The organism is Agrobacterium sp. BT-220-3, from assembly GCF_025910175.1.
GTDB lineage: Bacteria > Pseudomonadota > Alphaproteobacteria > Rhizobiales > Rhizobiaceae > Agrobacterium > Agrobacterium oryzihabitans.
Genome location: NZ_JAPAIX010000001.1, coordinates 726,232 through 744,005, shown reverse-complemented (window position 1 = coordinate 744,005; position 17,774 = coordinate 726,232). Strand labels below are relative to the sequence as shown.

Annotated in this window: 20 protein-coding genes and 1 tRNA gene; 8 read left to right on the top strand and 13 right to left on the bottom strand. The window is 57.9% G+C overall.

From position 1 onward, the window contains the following. Positions 1-9: 9 nt before the first annotated feature. Entirely contained in the window at positions 10-480 is a 471-nt protein-coding gene (locus tag OK142_RS03855; protein ID WP_498681144.1) for an OsmC family protein, read from the top strand. A gap of 374 nt (positions 481-854) precedes the next feature. Here OK142_RS03855 and OK142_RS03850 read toward each other — a convergent pair whose 3' ends face one another. The 6 genes from OK142_RS03850 to OK142_RS03825 form a co-directional block, all read right to left on the bottom strand. Further along, the gene (locus OK142_RS03850; protein ID WP_035242720.1) at positions 855-1,046 is read right to left on the bottom strand and encodes a type II toxin-antitoxin system VapB family antitoxin; all 192 of its coding nucleotides are present in this window, start codon (positions 1,044-1,046) and stop codon (positions 855-857) included. Between the two features lie 59 nt (positions 1,047-1,105). Beyond that, positions 1,106-2,611: an AMP nucleosidase gene (gene amn / locus OK142_RS03845; RefSeq protein WP_003496988.1), complete on the bottom strand. Its 1,506-nt coding sequence runs from the start codon at positions 2,609-2,611 to the stop codon at positions 1,106-1,108. A gap of 103 nt (positions 2,612-2,714) precedes the next feature. Next, a complete protein-coding gene (locus OK142_RS03840; protein WP_003496987.1) occupies positions 2,715-2,888 on the bottom strand; it encodes a hypothetical protein in 174 nt (57 codons plus the stop codon). Positions 2,889-2,901: 13 nt separating this feature from the next. Next, positions 2,902-3,084 carry a hypothetical protein gene (locus OK142_RS03835; RefSeq protein ID WP_313614401.1) on the bottom strand — a complete coding sequence of 61 codons (183 nt, stop codon included), beginning with the start codon at positions 3,082-3,084 and terminating at the stop codon, positions 2,902-2,904. A 159-nt stretch (positions 3,085-3,243) separates the two neighbouring features. Continuing rightward, a complete protein-coding gene (locus OK142_RS03830; protein ID WP_498681723.1) occupies positions 3,244-3,840 on the bottom strand; it encodes a hypothetical protein in 597 nt (198 codons plus the stop codon). Between the two features lie 120 nt (positions 3,841-3,960). Further along, positions 3,961-4,299: a DUF2147 domain-containing protein gene (locus OK142_RS03825; protein WP_003496984.1), complete on the bottom strand. Its 339-nt coding sequence runs from the start codon at positions 4,297-4,299 to the stop codon at positions 3,961-3,963. 599 nt (positions 4,300-4,898) lie between these two features. Between OK142_RS03825 and OK142_RS03820 the strand changes: the two genes are divergently transcribed. Continuing rightward, positions 4,899-5,165 carry an SEL1-like repeat protein gene (locus OK142_RS03820; protein ID WP_003496982.1) on the top strand — a complete coding sequence of 89 codons (267 nt, stop codon included), beginning with the start codon at positions 4,899-4,901 and terminating at the stop codon, positions 5,163-5,165. Positions 5,166-5,214: 49 nt separating this feature from the next. After that, a complete protein-coding gene (locus tag OK142_RS03815) occupies positions 5,215-5,394 on the top strand; it encodes a hypothetical protein (protein ID WP_082184010.1) in 180 nt (59 codons plus the stop codon). Between the two features lie 214 nt (positions 5,395-5,608). Here OK142_RS03815 and OK142_RS03810 read toward each other — a convergent pair whose 3' ends face one another. Together OK142_RS03810 and OK142_RS03805 are read right to left on the bottom strand one after the other, a co-directional pair. Beyond that, positions 5,609-6,721 carry a pyridoxal phosphate-dependent aminotransferase gene (locus OK142_RS03810; protein WP_216331037.1) on the bottom strand — a complete coding sequence of 371 codons (1,113 nt, stop codon included), beginning with the start codon at positions 6,719-6,721 and terminating at the stop codon, positions 5,609-5,611. Positions 6,722-6,883: 162 nt separating this feature from the next. Further along, positions 6,884-7,231, bottom strand: coding sequence for a hypothetical protein (locus tag OK142_RS03805; RefSeq protein ID WP_035242718.1), 348 nt, complete (start codon positions 7,229-7,231; stop codon positions 6,884-6,886). Between the two features lie 328 nt (positions 7,232-7,559). On the opposite strand from OK142_RS03805, the gene OK142_RS03800 reads away from it, so the two are divergent. Then, positions 7,560-8,777, top strand: coding sequence for an NAD(P)/FAD-dependent oxidoreductase (locus OK142_RS03800; RefSeq protein ID WP_498681138.1), 1,218 nt, complete (start codon positions 7,560-7,562; stop codon positions 8,775-8,777). Between the two features lie 7 nt (positions 8,778-8,784). Continuing rightward, positions 8,785-9,582, top strand: a complete 798-nt coding sequence (locus tag OK142_RS03795; protein ID WP_498681137.1) for an aldolase/citrate lyase family protein — start codon at positions 8,785-8,787, stop codon at positions 9,580-9,582. Positions 9,583-9,585: 3 nt separating this feature from the next. Here the strand turns inward: OK142_RS03795 and OK142_RS03790 are convergent, their stop codons facing one another. After that, complete coding sequence (locus OK142_RS03790; protein WP_003496976.1) at positions 9,586-9,762, bottom strand: hypothetical protein; 177 nt, start codon at positions 9,760-9,762, stop codon at positions 9,586-9,588. A gap of 96 nt (positions 9,763-9,858) precedes the next feature. After that, the gene (locus tag OK142_RS03785) at positions 9,859-10,200 is read right to left on the bottom strand and encodes a hypothetical protein (RefSeq protein ID WP_498681135.1); all 342 of its coding nucleotides are present in this window, start codon (positions 10,198-10,200) and stop codon (positions 9,859-9,861) included. 162 nt (positions 10,201-10,362) lie between these two features. Here OK142_RS03785 and OK142_RS03780 point away from each other — a divergent pair. Continuing rightward, positions 10,363-10,453: transfer RNA gene (locus tag OK142_RS03780), tRNA-Ser, on the top strand. Between the two features lie 221 nt (positions 10,454-10,674). Here OK142_RS03780 and OK142_RS03775 read toward each other — a convergent pair. From OK142_RS03775 to OK142_RS03765, 3 genes are all read right to left on the bottom strand, one after another. Beyond that, positions 10,675-11,664: an AraC family transcriptional regulator gene (locus tag OK142_RS03775; protein ID WP_498681134.1), complete on the bottom strand. Its 990-nt coding sequence runs from the start codon at positions 11,662-11,664 to the stop codon at positions 10,675-10,677. Positions 11,665-11,752: 88 nt separating this feature from the next. Beyond that, on the bottom strand, positions 11,753-13,297 hold the full coding sequence (locus OK142_RS03770; RefSeq protein WP_498681132.1) for a methyltransferase regulatory domain-containing protein: 1,545 nt from the start codon (positions 13,295-13,297) through the stop codon (positions 11,753-11,755). A 179-nt stretch (positions 13,298-13,476) separates the two neighbouring features. Then, entirely contained in the window at positions 13,477-14,295 is an 819-nt protein-coding gene (locus tag OK142_RS03765) for an SDR family oxidoreductase (protein WP_498681131.1), read from the bottom strand. Between the two features lie 781 nt (positions 14,296-15,076). Here OK142_RS03765 and OK142_RS03760 point away from each other — a divergent pair. Further along, entirely contained in the window at positions 15,077-16,132 is a 1,056-nt protein-coding gene (locus tag OK142_RS03760) for a porin (RefSeq protein WP_082184013.1), read from the top strand. A gap of 583 nt (positions 16,133-16,715) precedes the next feature. Next, complete coding sequence (locus OK142_RS03755; RefSeq protein ID WP_498681129.1) at positions 16,716-17,762, top strand: porin; 1,047 nt, start codon at positions 16,716-16,718, stop codon at positions 17,760-17,762. Positions 17,763-17,774 lie beyond the last annotated feature (12 nt).

The window sequence follows — 17,774 nt, the reverse complement described above, 5'->3', positions numbered from 1 at the left end:
GGAATTAACATGGCAGGACAGGAACATCACTATGCCGTTCAGGTGAAGTGGACCGGCAATCGCGGCAAGGGCACCTCGGGCTACCGTGACTACGAACGCGACTATACGATTTCCACTTCGGGAAAAGCCGATATCGCCGGCTCCTCCGACCCAGCCTTCCGCGGCGATCCTTCCCGCTGGAACCCGGAAGACCTGCTGGTCGCCTCGCTCTCGGCCTGCCACAAGCTCTGGTATCTGCATTTCTGCTCCGTCAACGGCATCATCGTTGAAGACTATATCGACAATGCCGAAGGCACGCTGGTGATGGAAAAGGACGGCGCGGGGCAATTCAGCGAAGTGGTGCTGAAGCCCGTTATCACCATCTCGAAAGGCGACCTCGCCAGAGCGGATGAGTTGCACCATGATGCACACGAGAAATGCTTCATCGCACGCTCGGTGAATTTTCCCATCCGCGTGGAGGGGACGGTGAAGGTGGTTTGAGCGGATGTGGCGCGCGATCCGCGCGAGCGGACCGCGACCGGCGACTTCGCAAGAGCGTCTCCAGTAAAAATGCGTATCGGTCTTACTGGAGATGCGTAAAAATAAAGATAGAGCGCTTCCAAAGATCGCGTTTTTTGCCTGACGCACTATAGGCCCAGGCATAATCGTTGCTGTCCGCTAAATGCACTATTTTGCTGTGGTCGTACTGTTTTTTCTCCGTCATTCCGGCCTTGAGCCGGAATCCAGTCAGCCCAAGTCCTTGGGCTGAAAAGACTCTTCTCGCCGCGCAGACGCGCGTCGGCTGGATTCCGGCTCAAGGCCGGAATGACGGAGGTTATGTTCTTTGATGGCAATGAGAGCATTGAGTGAGTCAATTAGGACTCATCCATTCTCCAGCTATCGCGGACTCCACTGAGATTGCCTTCCCGGCCGACGCCTCGTAGCTCCCGGTGTCTCCGGATAAATTCTCTCAGGGCCATTTCAACCGCTGCTTCTGCGTTGGAAACTCCAGTAATTTCCATGACCTCTGCGATCAGCTCGTCATCGAGGTCGATCGTCACACGCATTTCGACGCCTCAAGGTGTATGAGCCAACATCAGCACCTTGAGGGCGAAGATGCGCGATCTTACTGGAACGCCGTCTCGTAAAAGCTTCGAAGCTTGCGCGAGTGCAGCGTTTCGGTCGGCATGGCGGCCAGTTTCTGCACGGCGCGGATGCCGATCTGCAAGTGCTGGGCGACCTGCGTGCGGTAGAACTCCGTTGCCATGCCCGGCAGCTTCAGTTCGCCATGCAGCGGCTTGTCGGAGACGCAGAGAAGGGTGCCATAGGGCACGCGGAAGCGGAAGCCGTTGGCGGCGATGGTGGCCGATTCCATGTCGAGCGCTATGGCGCGCGATTGCGACAGGCGCTTGACGGGGCCCGCCTGGTCGCGAAGCTCCCAGTTGCGGTTGTCGATGGTGGCGACGGTGCCGGTGCGCATGATGCGCTTCAGCTCGAAGCCTTCGTAACCGGTGACTTCCGCGACAGCACCTTCCAGGGCCAGCTGCACTTCCGCCAGAGCCGGGATCGGCACCCAGACCGGCAGGTCGTCGTCAAGCACGTGGTCCTCACGCACATAGGCATGCGCGAGAACATAATCGCCCAGTCGCTGGCTGTTGCGCAGGCCGGCGCAATGGCCGACCATCAGCCAGGCATGCGGGCGCAGCACGGCGATATGGTCGGTAATCGTCTTGGCGTTGGAAGGGCCAACGCCGATATTGACGAGCGTGATGCCGGCATGGCCCTTTTTCTTCAGGTGATAGGCGGGCATCTGCGGCAGGCGGCCGAGAACGGCGTCCGTTTCCGGCCTGTCGGAGCCGGCAGGGGTGATGATGTTGCCCGGCTCCACGAAGGCGGTGTAACCCTCACCGCCATTCTTCATCAACTGACGCGCCCATGCGGCGAATTCATCGATATAGAACTGGTAGTTGGTGAACAGCACGAAGTTCTGGAAATGGCTGGCGCTGGTCGCCGTATAGTGGCTGAGGCGCGCCAGCGAATAATCGATGCGCTGCGCCGTAAAGGGCGCAAGCGGCGCGGGTTCGCCGGGCACCTGATCATATTCGCCATTGGCGATGAGATCGTCGGTATTGTTGAGATCGGGCGTATCGAAGAGATCGCGCAGCGGCACGTCGGACAGCGACGAGGCCGCCGCCGCCTCGACATAGGCGCCTTCGCCGAAAGCGAAATGCAGCGGAATGGGCGTGGCCGATTCCGATACCGTGACCGGAACGCCGTGGTTCTTCATCAGAAGCCCCAGCTGCTCCTTGAGATAGTGTCGGAAAAGCTCCGGCCGGGTGATCGTCGTTGTATAGACGCCGGGGGCGGTAACATGGCCGTAGGAGAGACGCGAATCGACATGGCCGAAGGTCGCGGTCTCAAGACTGACCTGCGGATAGCAGGCGCGGTAGCGACCGGCAATCGGCGCGCCCTTGGCCAGTTCGGTGAAGGAATTGATCAGGAACGCCGTATTGCGTTCGTAAAGCGCGTTCAAAGCCGCCACCGCTTCTTTCGGGTCCGTGAATGTCTGCGGCGCGAAAGGCTCTGGGGTGACGAAGGTGAGGGGCGGAATCGTTGGTTTTGCTATTGTCATGGCCCATTATAAGAGGCCTATTTCGACAGGCAAGCGACAGAAATACGAAGAAACTGAAAAGAAACGGAAAAAGCGGCTGAAGCGATAAGGGATTTGCGAAATCTCAGCCGAGCGCGCCGCGCTGCAGGCTCATCAGGAGCACGAAACCGGCGCCCTTGGATGCCGGGCGGGGATCGGCCTTGTAAACCGCAAGTCCCGCCACCGGGCCGAGAAAGATCGAGGCCATCAGCACCAGTCTCAGTGCGGAAAACAGGCCATTGGAAAAGCTGCTGGTCATGGACCTGTCCTTCTTAGAGCACGACGGGGCAATTGGCGATGGGTGCCGGGCTATGCTGGCAGGCGATGGCCGCACCGGCATTCACCCGCTGAAAGCTGCGGTTGGGATTGACGACGAGCGAAGCGAAGGACATGGCGAAGATCGCCATGAGAAACGCGAAGATTGCCAGCCGGCTGATCAACTTTGTCATGTCCATTCCCCTTTATTGGAGTTGATGGACAGAGTTTTGCCACAGTCGGACTGAACGGACCCTGAGACCCCGGTTCATATGGTGTTCAGGGAGGTTAACAGGCCAGATTGCGGCAGAAATTGAAGCTTTCGAAGGTGCAAGGAGCATGGATGCCCGTTTTCCGCATCATGCGGGAGAAGCTCCGGCGCGCTCGACAAGTTCGACGACGAAGCTCTCAAGCGCTGCGGGTTTCGCAACATCCACAAGCGGCATGCCGTGTTGCCGCGCCGATGCCAGCATTTCGGTATTTTCACGCAGCGATCGTTCGATGAAGGCATCCAAGAGCCGGCGCTGGCCGGCCGTCGCATCGGCGTATTGCGCCTGCGAGCGCATTCTCTCCAGAAGAAAATCATTCTCCGCATGGAGGAAGACACCGGCGGTGGTGATATCAAGAAGCGGGGCTATCAATTCCGGCCGCAGGGCCGCACCCTCGAAAATGGCGAGATTGCCGGTGCCGGTTTTGCTGTCGATCAGCGCGCGGATAAGCGGCCAGATATTCTGGTGATGCACCTTCAGAAACCAATGGATCGTTTCTGCCGACAGCTGCGAGTAAAATTCCTCCACAGGCGCCGGTATGCCGGGCCAGGGACGTCCCGGGTGGCGCGCGAGACTGTCGGTCGATATTGCCTCGCAACCGAGCTTTGCGCTCAAGCGACCGGCAAGGGTGCTTTTGCCGACATGCGAGGTGCCCGAGATCAGGATTGTGGAGAGGGTGGGGCGCATGCGTCGCTCTTGATGGTGTTCGGCTGGGCCGTAAAGATACACCAGCGGATAAATCTGTTCCACGCCACATCCGTTTGCAACGGCAGGCAAGCTGTCAAAGCTTACCCGCCGCGCCTTGTCTTACAGCCGCGTCCAGGTCTGTGATTTGCACAGGATCTTCAGCACGCAACCCTTCATGCTCAGCGAATTGCCGGAAACGGTGCCGGAGCCGCTATAGGTCTTGTCGGCGGCGGGATCGGTGATTTCACCGGCATAGCTGTTTCCCTTGCCGGAAAGCTTGCCGATCTGTTTTCCCGCATGTTTGCCGGTCTTCAGCGTCACGCAGAAGGCTGCGCCGCAGGGGCCGATTGAGGCTGTCTCGCCGCTTGCCGTCTTCCAGTTGCCTTCAATGGGCTCGGCGGCAAAGGCAAAGGTGCCGCCCATCATGAGGGCGGCGGCAATCATCATCACACGCTTCATAAAAACTCCTCCCGAAATTCGCGCAGCCTCTCCTGAACCCGGTCAGGGACTATATGCGCAGATCCAAACCTCTTCGGCTGCCATGCGCCATCCACGATGCATGGCCGCCCTGCGGCGCAACGATTGCTCGCCCCGTTCGCTTTGTCCTTTGCCTGTTTCATCCTCATGACAGGCAGGCGGATATTATTTTACGTTCACGTAAAAGGAAACAGAAATTTGCGGTCGTTAGGGAGCATTTGCGCCTGCGGAAAGCGAAGGAGGGTGGGAAATTCAAAAATCGTTGTTTTGATCGTGGTGAATGAAGGGTTGAAATCCAATTCTGAAGTTTTCGTAAAATTCGCCGCAAAGTCCTTAATTTCCGCACCTTGCGATATTTAACAAAAACCCAATTTTACCAATCGTTTGCAGTTTGTTTGCGTCACATTAATCATGCCTTTTAAGTGCCCGTTGAAGGCCTCATGGCATATTGGGCTCATCAAAAGCGCAGGGAAAACCTGCCGGCCGGAAGGACAAAAAAGCCGCATAAGACGGCAGGTTCGAACGGTAGCCTCGGCAAGAAGGCACTTGATGAAACAGGCGAGAAGACAGGGATAAAAACGATGGCACGCTTTGAAATTCGCGATATCGAAATGGCAGTTGCCGGTGGCGAAACCCGCGCCGACACCCTTTGCAATCTCGGCCTGGTCTATGCGACCGGGCGGGGATGCAAGGTGGACCTGGTTGCGGCCCACAAATGGCTCAACATCGCCGCGATCCGCGGATCGGAAAGAGCCGCTTCGCTGCGCGCCGATCTTGCCCGCAACATGACCAAGGCGGAACTGGCCGAAGCGCTGCGTGCCGCCCGCGACTGGATGACGATGCACTGACGCACCCGCATCCGCGATAGAATTTCCGGTCAGGTTCCCTCCAGTCCCGATGACCGGTGCAAACGAAAGTAAACCCGAAGGGGAATGCGGCGAGGGCTTTGAAAAGGGCTTTTGCGCTGACACATCAAACCGCGACCGGCAGGAACAAGGCCGGCGCGGTTTTCTTATGTTTGGCAATGTCGTTTTCTGGAAAATGATTCGCGGGCAGGGGCTTGCGGGCGGATTTTGAATCGCATTCGCATCACGCTGTGGTGGGGATGAAACCGCTCCGGCAGACATGGCAGATGCGGTTTTCGATTTGCTTCCTTCTTCCGTCATGCCGGACTTGATCCGGCATCCAGCCACGCCGCGTCTGCGGCGTGAAAGAGTCTTTCGCGATCAAGGACTTGATCGCGCTGGATTCCGGCTCAGGGCCGGAATGACGGAAAGGAAAGCATTAAATATCACCCAATCGCCTTGATAACCTTCGGCAGCGCCGTTTCAAAAAGATCAAGCTTGTCTTCCGGTCCCACACTCACGCGAATGCAGCGGTTGAGCGGAGCGATGCCCGGCATGCGGATGAACACGCCATGTTCCATCAAGCCGTCAACGATGGCGCGGGCGTAAGTGCCGTCGCGGTGACAATCGATGGTGACGAAATTGGTGGCGGAGGGGAGTGGCGAAAACTCGTTATCGCGGGCAATCGCCGAGATGCGATCGCGGGCCTCTGAGATTTTCCCGACGACCTCATGCAGATAGGCCTGGTCCTTCAGCGCCGCCAATGCGCCGGCGACAGAAATACGCGCCATGCCGAAATGATTGCGGATCTTGTCGAAGGCTTCGACATTGCCAAGCGTGCCGATGGCATAACCCACGCGGGCGCCAGCCAGCCCATAGGCCTTCGAGAAAGTGCGCATGCGCAGGATGTTCGGCTGGCCGATCAGCGCGTCAATGGCCGGAACGGCGCTGGCAGGTGCGGTTTCGCAATAGGCCTCGTCCAGAATGAGCAGGCAGGTTTCCGGCAACGCCCGGGCAAAGGCAACGACCTCGCTTGCTTCCCACCAACTTCCCATCGGATTGTCGGGATTGGCGAAATAGACGAGCGGTGCATTTTCCCGGATAACGAGATCGAGAAGCCCGTCGAGATCCTCGTGATCATCGACATAGGGCGTGGTCACGAGTTTTCCGCCAAAGCCGTTCACATGATAATTGAAGGTGGGATAACCGCCGAGCGACGTGACCACCGGCGTTCCCGGCTCGACGATCAGCCTTGCGATCTCACCCAGCAACCCATCGACCCCGCCGCCAATGGCAATGTTGCCGCGCGCAACGCCGTGGTGGATGGCCAGCGCCTCCTTCAACTCGAAATTTTCCGGATCGCTATACATCCAGGTGTCGGCGGCCGCATCCCGCATGGCCAGAAGCACGGAAGGGGCGGGGCCAAAGCCGCTTTCGTTGGCGCCTATCCGCGCTTCCACCTTCAGGCCGCGGTTTCGCTCGATGGCCTCGGGGCCAACGAAAGGAACGGTTGAAGGGAGCGAGACGGCAAGCGGCGTAAGGCGTGAAAAAGCGGACATTGGCTGAGAGTTCCGGTACCTGTTTTAAAACCCGGCACACAATAGGTGCAAAAAAACCGGACGCAAGCTGCGCCCGGTTATCGGATGACTGTTTTGGAACAGTTTTTGCCACTCCCCGACAGAAAAACCTGCCGGCGAATCGGTCGGCACGCCGTGTCGGGTTCAGGCGCTGGTCTCGAAACTCAACCTGCGCACATGGTGCAGGAATTCGGCATCGATCAGCATGTTGAAGCCGATGGTCACCTTTTCCTCCTCCCGACGGATCAGCGTGCAGCCGATTTCGTCGCGAATACCGAGGATTTCCAGATAGAAATTGGCAGGCATCTCCAGATGCGGGCTGACTTCGAGTTCCGCGCCGTAAAGGGAAATGGTGCGCACGAGGCAGCGCATCGTGTCCTTGGCGCTGAGATGATGCCCGATGAAGGTGATCTTGCCGGGCCGGTCGATCTGAAATTTCTCGTACTGCTCGTCCTGGGGGACGCTTTGACGGGGATCCATATGTAAAGCCATGACAACCTCCCGGATTGCCTCTTCCTGGTGCCTATTTTAACGCGGCTTCCTTGCCAGGTCGTGAAGGAAATCCGCGCAATTATACCTTGTCCGTCTCGACATGGGCCAACATCCATTTCGCAAAACGATGTTTCCCTTGATGGAAATGCGCCCGGCTCCTTCCGGTTGCAGTCCTGTCTGAGCCAGTGCTGATAATGCGTCATGCTTGCACAGGGCTGGCGTGGCTGCGCGGTTGACGCGGGCCGTACTTGGCGTTACGCCTGATCCGGCAATATGGCTTCGTGAATGCGGCAGGATCGTCCCATCGCGATTGTTCTGGGAGTGGAATGTGACGGGAAGGCTGGTAATCGTCGGGGCAGGGCAGGCCGCTTTCGCGCTGGCCGCAAAGCTCAGGGCGCTGAAGGATGAGCGCCCCATCACCATCATCGGTTCCGAGGATGCCTATCCTTACCAGCGGCCGCCGCTTTCCAAAAAATACCTTCTCGGCGAGATGAGCTTCGACCGGCTGATGTTTCGCCCCGTGGAATGGTACGCGGAAAACAATGTCGATATCCGGCTCTCCACCTGGGTGGAGGAGATCGACCGCGCGGCCAAATCGTTGCGCATGCAGGATGGCAGCACGCTTTCCTACGACAGGCTGGTGCTGGCAACCGGTGCTTCACCACGCCTGCTGCCCGCCAGCATCGGCGGCGATCTCGAAGGGGTTCTGACCGTTCGCGACAAGCGCGATGCCGACCGGCTGATGGAAGAGATGAAGCCCGGCCGCCGGCTGCTGGTCATCGGTGGCGGTTATATCGGTCTGGAGGCGGCGGCCGTCGCCCGCAAGCTCGGTCTCGATGTGACGCTGATCGAAATGGCCGACCGTATTCTCCAGCGCGTGGCGGCGAAGGAAACGGCTGACATCATGCGCGGCATCCATCAGGCAAACGGCGTCGCGATCCGCGAAAAGACCGGCCTCGTGCGTCTTGTCGGCATGGATGGCCGGGTTGCCGCCGCTGAACTTTCCGATGGTTCGACGCTCGACGTGGATTTCGTCATCGTCGGCATCGGCGTGACGCCGAATGATCGTCTTGCCCGCGAATCGGGCCTCGATGTCGGCAATGGCATTCTGGTGGACGAATATACCCGCAGCTCGGACAAGGATATTCATGCGGTGGGCGATTGTGCCTTGCTGCCCTGGCGCGGCCAGCATGTGCGAATCGAATCGGTCCAGAACGCGGTCGATCAGGCCGAGGCCGCCGCTCATGTGCTGGCGGGCACCGAAATCGCCTATGACGCCAGGCCGTGGTTCTGGTCGGATCAATACGAGGTGAAGCTGCAGATTGCCGGTTTCAATCTCGGTTATGACGAGACGGTGCTGCGGCCCGGCGCACGCGAAGGCAGCTGGTCTGTCTGGTATTTCCGCGATGGCCGCTTCGTGGCCGTGGATGCCGTCAATGACGCGAAGGCCTATGTCTCCGGCAAGAAACTGCTCGATACTGGCGCAGAGCCTGACCGCACCATCCTGGCGGACCCGTCTGCCGATCTGAAATTACTGCTCTCCTGAGGACATCATGCCCGCTCCCGAAAATCGTTTCAAAACAGCCATCCATGCCGGCAAGCCGCAAATCGGTCTCTGGCTCGACATGGGTGAGGCCATCACGGCGGAAATCGCCGGAACAGCGGGGTTCGACTGGCTGGTGATTGACGGCGAGCATGGGCCCAACGATCTGCGCAGCATCATCGACCAGCTGCGCGCCCTTGCCACGTCGCCCGCCGAGCCGGTGGTGCGTGTGCCGGTCGGCGAAAGCTGGATGATCAAGCAGCTATTGGATGCGGGCGCCCGCACGCTGCTCGTTCCCATGGTTGATTCGGCAGCCCAGGCTGAAGGTTTGGTCAGCGCCATGCATTATCCGCCGCGCGGCATTCGCGGCATGGGGGCGGCCGTTGCCCGCGCCTCCGCCTTTAATACGATAGCCGATTATGCGGATAGCGCTTCCGACAGCGTCTGCCTGCTGGTGCAGGCCGAAACCCGTGCGGCGATCAACGATCTCGACAATATTCTCGCGGTGGAAGGGGTGGACGGCGTCTTCATCGGCCCGGCGGATCTTGCGGCGGATATGGGCTATCTCGGCAGGCTGGATGAGCCTGAAGTGCAGGCGGTCATCGAGGCGGCAATCGTCAAGATCGTCGCGGCCGGCAAGGCTGCCGGCATTCTCACCTTCAATGAGACTTTCAATCGCCGTTATCTCGAACTCGGTGCGTCCTTTGTCGCCGTCGGTGCCGATGTCACGGAATTTGCCAACACGTTGCGGACGCTCTCCAGCCGCTACAAGGGCGGGGCAGCACCTGCGGCGAAATCCGGATACTGACGCTCAATCGTCGTTGCTGGCATTCAGCTTTTCCGGCGGAATGCCCTCTTCGCCGGAGGCAAGATAACCGCTGTTTATGAGGGCGGCGCGGACGATGCGCTGGATCGCCTCATCCCTGTTAATGCCGTGATCTCTCGCAAAATCCGACAATGCCTCTTCAAGATCGTCGCTGAACTGCATGTTCGCCCCCATTTTTCATGTCTTTGGAATTAACGCGAAGAAGCAAGGCGGAATAAATCCCGCCTTGCCCTGGGTTTTGGTCGTATAGGCAGACTATCAGCGCCAGCGATAAAGGCTGCTGTTGGACGAGCCCTGCTGTGTACCCGCGCCGACCGCATAACCGATCGCAAAACCGAGTGCGCCGACGATCGTCAGCAGCGAGGTCGCGGTGCCGGGATTTTCCTTGACCGCCTCCACGACGTTCTGTCCCTGGGCGCGCACGTTGCTTGCCGCTTTGCGAACGCGGCCACGTGCCTCATCCAGAAATTCGGATGCATCCTCGCCTACACCTTCCGCGCGGGCGGAAACGGATTTGGAGAGAGACGCGATTTGCGTGCGCAACTCCGCAATCTGGTTTTCGATCGTGTCTTCGACAACATTCAGTTTGGTCTGAGCCATTAGAACACCTCTTTTGTTTCCGAAGCGAGAACGTGCCGGCCTTAAAGAAGTTCCCCAATTGCCTGCAAAGTTTCACTGACCGTTGCTCCACCAACAGGTTTTTCGGCTTCTCGGCGAAAAAGCCTTGCAATCATTTTTTTTAAGCAATAATCAGGCCGCACCGGAGAGGTGGCCGAGTGGTCGAAGGCGCTCCCCTGCTAAGGGAGTATACGTCAAAAGCGTATCGTGGGTTCGAATCCCATCCTCTCCGCCATTTCGGCACAAACGGGAAATTCCGTACCGCCGACTTCCCCCGCTACCAGGCCTTAAGCATTTTTATCGTGTGCGGATTGAATCATCCACCGCCTCTTGAGGCGATGCGCTTCGCAGCATGGGCGCCGATACAAGCCGCGTCGGTGCGTGCCAGATCCCGAATAGAGATGAGGCCAGAAAAGCGTTCACAGGGGGTTCTGCGGGTCGAACAAGCGGCTCCGCTCAGTGCGTACACCTGACACTATCCGGGGTCTTTCCCGTCCACGTCCGAAAGGCGCGATAAAACGAGTTCGGCTCATCAAACCCGAGCAGGAAAGAGATCTCTGTCAGGGGCAGGGCCGTCTTCATGAGGTAGTGGTGTGCAAGAGCTTCGCGTGTCTCCGCCAGGAGTTGCTGATAGCTGGCGCCTTCAGACTCGATGCGCCGTTGCAAGGTTCGCTTGCTCATCGCGAGCTTCCCGGCGATCGCCTCAACGGAAATACGCCCGCTCGGGATTCCCTCGAGAAGGGCCGCACGAACGCGTTGCGACGTCGTGACATCTCCATCGAGTTCGGCGAGCTGCTGACGTAGATGGGGCTCGAATGTCGCCCACATTTGCGAATTTGAGGTCAGGAAGGGGCGGGTCGCATCGGCTGCACTAAAGACGAGCTGATAGTGCGCCCCCTGTTTCAGGCTTATCCCAAGAAAAGCTTCGTAAGGGGCGATCGGTGAGGGCAGGGCGGTCGCCGTCACTGCGATTGGAATAACCGTCTCGCGCGTCCCCATGCGAGCGAGCGACACGAAAAAGATCAGTTCCAGCAGGATCAGGGAATCCGGCGGCTGGTCCGCACAGATCCACGAGAGCACCAAGGTCATCGCATCATGCTCCTCCAATACCTCGATGTGCATTGGCGCGATCAGCCGCTTGTATTGAGCGATGCGGCGGATGGCCGTTACGAGGTTCGGGCTGCACAAGGCGGCGAAGATCGGCGGCGAAAAAGCTTCGCCGCGGATCGCTTCGCACACCCGCAGCGGGAGAAGTCCATCACCCGCCTCCGCCTCCATTCCGTTCCAGAGACGGTGGTATTCATCGGGCAGGAGGCGAACTGAGCGGTGTTGCAGAAGATCGTCTGACAGGCCCGCACGCCGCAGGGCGTTGGCAGGGACGATGCCGAGGTCCTTGAGAATCATCCGCCAAGTCGTATCAATCGCGTAGGTGTTCGATGAGGCCATTCTGGTTTCTCGCGCGCGGTGACGTCAGCCGTCCACTTGCAGCGCATATTTCAACGGCCAGCAACTTTCAGCAATACCGACCGGACGTTTATTGCACGATGCGCAGGGAGCGACATACTGGAAGCAGATTATTGGTAAACGCGTTCGCCCGTGCGAAGAGTTCGGTCAAATTCTCTTCGTCGGTTTCGAGCGTTTTTCCCTCCTTCAACAATTTCTGTCCCTGGGGAGCAAGCACTGACCAGGCATAAATGGCCCATTCTTCCGGCTGCTCTTTACCGTCACTTATCGCCAGAAGAAAAAGCTGTTCGAACCTGTCCAACCTGACGCCACCGCCGGTCACCGGAGAGGCGAGAAACTGTAGAGTTTCGCTGTCCTTCGCGCTCCTGCAAACAGCAGCGTTGAACGCGGCGCAGCTTTTATCGCGCTTCGCCTGTCCCTCCGCCCGCAGGCATGGCTGGAGGTATCCTGCGCCGACGAGTGTGCTCAGCGTGTCCGTCACTTGCCCCCAGGACAGAGAACGACCAACGATACTGTCGCTCAAAATTTCCCGCACGGTAACGGGACCGCCAGACAGAACATTCAGCAGCGGCTCGTAAACCGCCTCTTGAAGCTGCTGATTTGTAAAACGCCGTTTCAGGGCTGCGGCAACCACGTCGCGCGGTCTGGAAAGCGCAAACCGGGCATCGATCCATCCGCCTGCCGAACTTCGAACCGAATGGGGGATTGCGCCCTTTACGAACAGATCCCGACGAAACTGCTCATTCGTCACGATGGCTTTCAACGCCTCGCGCTGTATCGGATCCGCCTCACCGCCCAGCAAATCGTGCTGCGCGGGGCTCAGCAACTGGCTCTCTACCACATCAAGCAGATCGACCGAGCCGAGGAATGAGAGCTTTGCCGCAGACAACTCCCTGACGACATCCGCAAAATACATGGGATGCCAGTCCTCATTGAAATATTCGTGCGCGAGATAATTGCGCGACATCGGCTGCATCTGGCCGAAATGCGTTTTCACCGAAGGATTGTTTTTGAAATATCCTGCATCTGAGTTGAGAAGCGTGTCCGCGAAAGCGAGGGCTTCCTCGATGCGCGCCTGCAATGGTCCTGAACTTCGATTTGCCTGATCGATAAGGATGCGCCGCAAAGGCAGGACAGACGACCAGCCGGGAAGTGTGTTGTAGCTGATGAAGACGAGACCACCGGGCTTCAGCTTGCGAAAGATGAAGTTTGCGATCTCGCCGCGGTTCTTTGCCGATATCCAGCTGTAGACCCCGTGGAGAGAGATGATATCGAAGCCATCCGGAAGCGCGGGCTCGTCGGTAAAATCTGCGAACGCATGCTCGTAAAAGTGGACATTGGCGAGTGCGGCGTCATTGGCCAGCGATCGCGCGCCGGCAATGTGGGCGGGATTGAAATCATTGGCATAAAATTCGATGTCGGGATTGGCGGCGGCAAGAAGATTGGTCGAAAATCCTTGGCCGCAGCCAAGCTCGCAATATTTCAGTGGCCGGCCTTCAAAGGCAAATTTCTGCCCCCTGCAAAGGGCTGCGAAGCCCAGCAATGAAGGCGTCAACTCCCGGTAAAAATCGAACGTATAGTCCAGGCCGTCTACATAACCCTGCGTCCAAGACATCAAAATATACCTGCTGTTGATACCGGCTTTAATTAGGGCCTATCACTTCGCACGCCCGCAGCGGGTGAAGTCCATCGCCCGTTCCTCCTCGATTTCGTTCCAGAGGCGGTGATATTCATCAAGCAGCGGGCGAACAGATGGGCGTTGCAGAAGATCGTCCGATGGGCCGGCGATACAACTTAAACCATCCCGACCTGCGCCTTCAGAGCAGCAAAAAACTCTGCATCGTCTGACGCGTCGCGCGCGGCCAGAAACCGCTCCGCATCAGCGCCAGCGATATAGCGGAGCCGGTCGCTCTCGTCCGTTGTCGCTTCGTAAACGACTTCCGCAATCGCCTCCGGCGACGAGGTGTGTTCCTTCATCGAACTCACAAGATCCCCCATGCCCTGAATAAGGGGCTGATATTCAACAAGCGCCGGATCGTTGTTGTATTCGAAGGACCGCCCGGAAAAATCGGTATTGATCATGCCGGGCTGGACAATTTTCACACGGATGCCAATTGGCGCCAGCTCATATTGCAGCGCTTCAGAAAAGCCCTCCACCGCGAACTTGGTACCGTGATAAAGCGTGCCGGTCGGAAAGGCGATCCGTCCACCCATCGATGAGATGTTGACGATTGTACCACTGCGGTTTGCCCGGAAATGTGGCAGAAGGGCTTTGGTCGTTGCCATCAGTCCAAGGACGTTCACTTCATATTGGCGGCGAATACTTTTCAGAGGCGTTGTCTCAAGGGGGCCGTAAGCGCCATAGCCCGCATTGTTGACGAGGGCGTCGATACGCCCGAACGCTGCCAGGCCGGCGGCCACCGCGGCAGTGATCGACACGGCATCCTGAACATCGAGGCGGGTGACGAGGGTATTGGCAAGCTGCGTCAGCTCTGTTTCGGACGCAGGGTCGCGCATCGTTGCGATGACGTTCCATCCCTTCGCCTGAAAGAGCTTGGCCGTGGCACGGCCAAGTCCACTCGAAGTTCCGGTAATGAGGATCGTTCCAGTCATCTTGCGCTTCCCAATTTCGTGATGAGCGACTGTTTATGGGATTGGTTTTTCGGCGTCAGTATCGGACCGCGCCATTGTACTATCGGATCGCGCCAACCTTTGCGTGATCAAGCCTGGCAACCAGCCCTCGCTCCTTCCGACAGTCCCGCGCAGAGCGGAGCGCGCGTTTTCTCACGGCGCTCACGGAATTGAGATGCCGGTCCCATGAGGTTCATGCTGGGGCTATGCGCCAGCCGTGTGAACTGAACGACTCGCATTGTGTCGTGTTCAGCGACACGCACCTGTTTGATGCAAATCAGCACGCCGTATGACGGACCGGAACCAGCTTTCCGATTCGTTGTTTGATGAAACGGCGTCGACCCGTCTGTGTTTATCGGTGCTGTTGGTGATGCCGTATCGGGGACGGGATAAGGAAAAGCAAAAATTTCCGTTATCCTTGGCCGGCGAAGCAATAGTTCATGGAAAAGGCTCGTAGTTTAGAAAGGCCTTGTTAACCGCGCTAACTAACGGATTTTCAAGGAACTTCTTAACGCATTGTAAAGCCGCCTGCCAGCTGGCGACGCGCTGTGTGTTGTTTCCGCAACAAACCGAAATGAAGCATATACGTAAATGCGGTTTATCGGATGTTGGCGATTGCAAGCCGCGAAACCTTTTGTATTTTCACGACCAGAAGCGAGGCGGTGGATCGTTTGGCTTCTAAGAACACGGGAATGGGGCAGGGAATGCTGTCCTTCAGCGAAAGTACCCAGACCCTTTTAAAAACTTTGACTGGAGGTCAACCATGAACATCAAGAGCCTTCTGATCGGCTCCGCTGCGGCACTCGCAGCAGTATCCGGCGCCCAGGCTGCTGACGCTATCGTCGCTGCTGAGCCTGAGCCCCTCGAATACGTTCGCGTTTGCGACGCTTTCGGCACCGGCTTCTTCTACATCCCCGGCACCGAAACCTGCCTGAAGTTCCAGGGCTACGTTCGTTTCCAGGTAGACTTCAAGAACGGTAACGGTACAAGCGCCGGCACCAACAACGGCGGCACTTCTGATTGGGACGCTTTCACGCGCGCTCAGTTCGAAATCGACACCCGCACCGACACCGAGCTCGGCGCTCTGCGTGGCTTCATCGGTTTCCGCGGCAATGCTGACAACGGCTCTTCCTCGTCCTCGAGCGTTTTCGTTGACCAGGCCTTCATCGAACTCGGCGGCCTGAAGGTCGGTAAGTTCTACAGCTGGTGGGACGATGGCCTCTCTGGCGAAACGGACGAGCTGTCTTCCAACGCTCTGTTCAACTCCATTCGTTACACCTACGACGCTGGTTCCTTCTGGGCAGGCGTTTCGGTTGACGAACTCGAAGGCGTTAGCGTCGCCAACACCCTTGGTGGCACGCTTAACGAATCCGACAACAATGTTGGTGTTGCTCTCGGCGTTGGCGCCAAGCTCGGCGCTGCTTCCTTCCAGCTCATCGGCGGCTACGACACCGACCGCGAAAACGGCTCTGTACGCCTGATCGCAACGGCTGACGTTGGTCCGGGCACGCTTGGCCTGGCTGGTGTTTGGGCTTCCGGCGCAAACGCTTACTACAACGTCTCCGAGTGGGCAATTGCTGCGGAATACGCCATCAAGGCAACCGACAAGCTGACGCTGACCCCCGGCGTTCAGTACTACGGCAACTACGGCCTGGTTTCCTGGGACGACTTCTCGAACGACGACGGCTGGAAGGCTGGTCTGACGCTCGACTACAAGATCACGCAGGGCCTCTCCACGAAGATCGCTGTTAACTACGTTGACATCGACAACCGTGACGACCAGGTTACCGGTTTCGTTCGCCTTCAGCGTTCGTTCTAATCTGATCTGACATTGTCAGTGATGGAAGCCCGGCTCTCGAGCCGGGCTTTTTTATTTTCTGTCAATCTGACCTCGGAAGGCGCGTGTGACGCATCACTGCACAGGTGATCGAGCTACGATTGACTGCGGTGCTTCGAGTGCATTTTCTCTGACTGGCGTTAGACGGCGTCCATGGCTGCCGATTCGTTCATATATTGAGCGGGGCGGTGAGGCGGTTCTGAGCGCCGAACGTGTCCGATTCTACAGCCCAGCAAATCGCTTTTTTGGCAACTTCGCGTGGCGTGATTGCGTCGGCATTCTGTTTTTTGGCCGAATCTTGCTCGCGAGGGAATTTCGCCTTTCCTCGTAAGTATGTGAAATAAATAAGAAATTAACGATTCATTAAGAATTGAGTTGGGGCAATTAGAATTGTAGCTATTTCGCAACAATGAAAAACTAAGGACACCTTACTGTCTTCCTTTTGTCACGATTGCGATTGCCTGTCCGGCCCGTTTTGGCTCTAATCATCTCCATAAGCGGCACGCATCGATTTGTGTTTCCCACTCGCTGCTTAGAAGATTAAGCGTTTGACTGGAGGTCAACCATGAACATCAAGAGCCTTCTCATCGGCTCCGCTGCGGCTCTCGCAGCAGTATCCGGCGCACAGGCTGCTGACGCTATCGTCGCTGCTGAGCCTGAGCCCCTCGAATACGTTCGCGTTTGCGACGCTTTCGGCACCGGCTTCTTCTACATCCCCGGCACCGAAACCTGCCTGAAGTTCGGCGGTTACATCCGTTTCCAGACCGACTTTAACCGCGGTAACGGTTCCAGCGCCGGCACCGCAGCTGGCGGCACGTCTGATTGGGATTCGTTCACGCGCGCTCAGTTCGAAATCGACACCCGCACCGACACTGAACTCGGCGCTCTGCGTGGCTTCATCGGCTTCCGCGGCAATGCTGACAATGGTTCTTCCTCGTCTTCGAGCGTTTTCGTTGACCAGGCCTTCATCGAACTCGGCGGCCTGAAAGTCGGTAAGTTCTACAGCTGGTGGGACGACGATCTGAACGGTGAAACCGACATCCTGTCGACCAACACCCTGTTCAACTCGATCAAGTACACCTACGATGCGGGCTCTTTCCAGGCTGCTCTCTCGGTTGACGAGCTCGAAGGCCAGTACGGTCAGTACCAGTACGGTCCGGACAACAACGTCGGCATCGGCGGCATGATCGGCGGCAAGTTCGGCGCAGTTACCGCCAACCTGATCGCCAGCTACGACTTCGATGCAGAAAACGTTGCCATCCGTGGCATCCTGTTCGCGGACATTGGTCCGGGCACCTTCGGCCTCGCCGGTGTGTGGGCTTCGGGCGACAACGCTTACTACGCAAAGTCTGAATGGGCTGTTGCGGTTGAGTACGCGATCAAGGCTACGGATCGTCTGACGCTTACCCCCGGCTTCGAATACCTCAGCAAGCTGGACGTTAACCAGCTTGACGGCGACTTCACTGGCGACCGTGACGCCTGGACTGCTGGTCTGACGGTTGACTACAAGATCACCGAAGGTCTGAGCACGAAGATCACCGCGAACTACTACGATGAAGATGGTGCTGACGACCAGGTCACCGGTTTCGTTCGCCTTCAGCGCACGTTCTAATCTGATCTGACA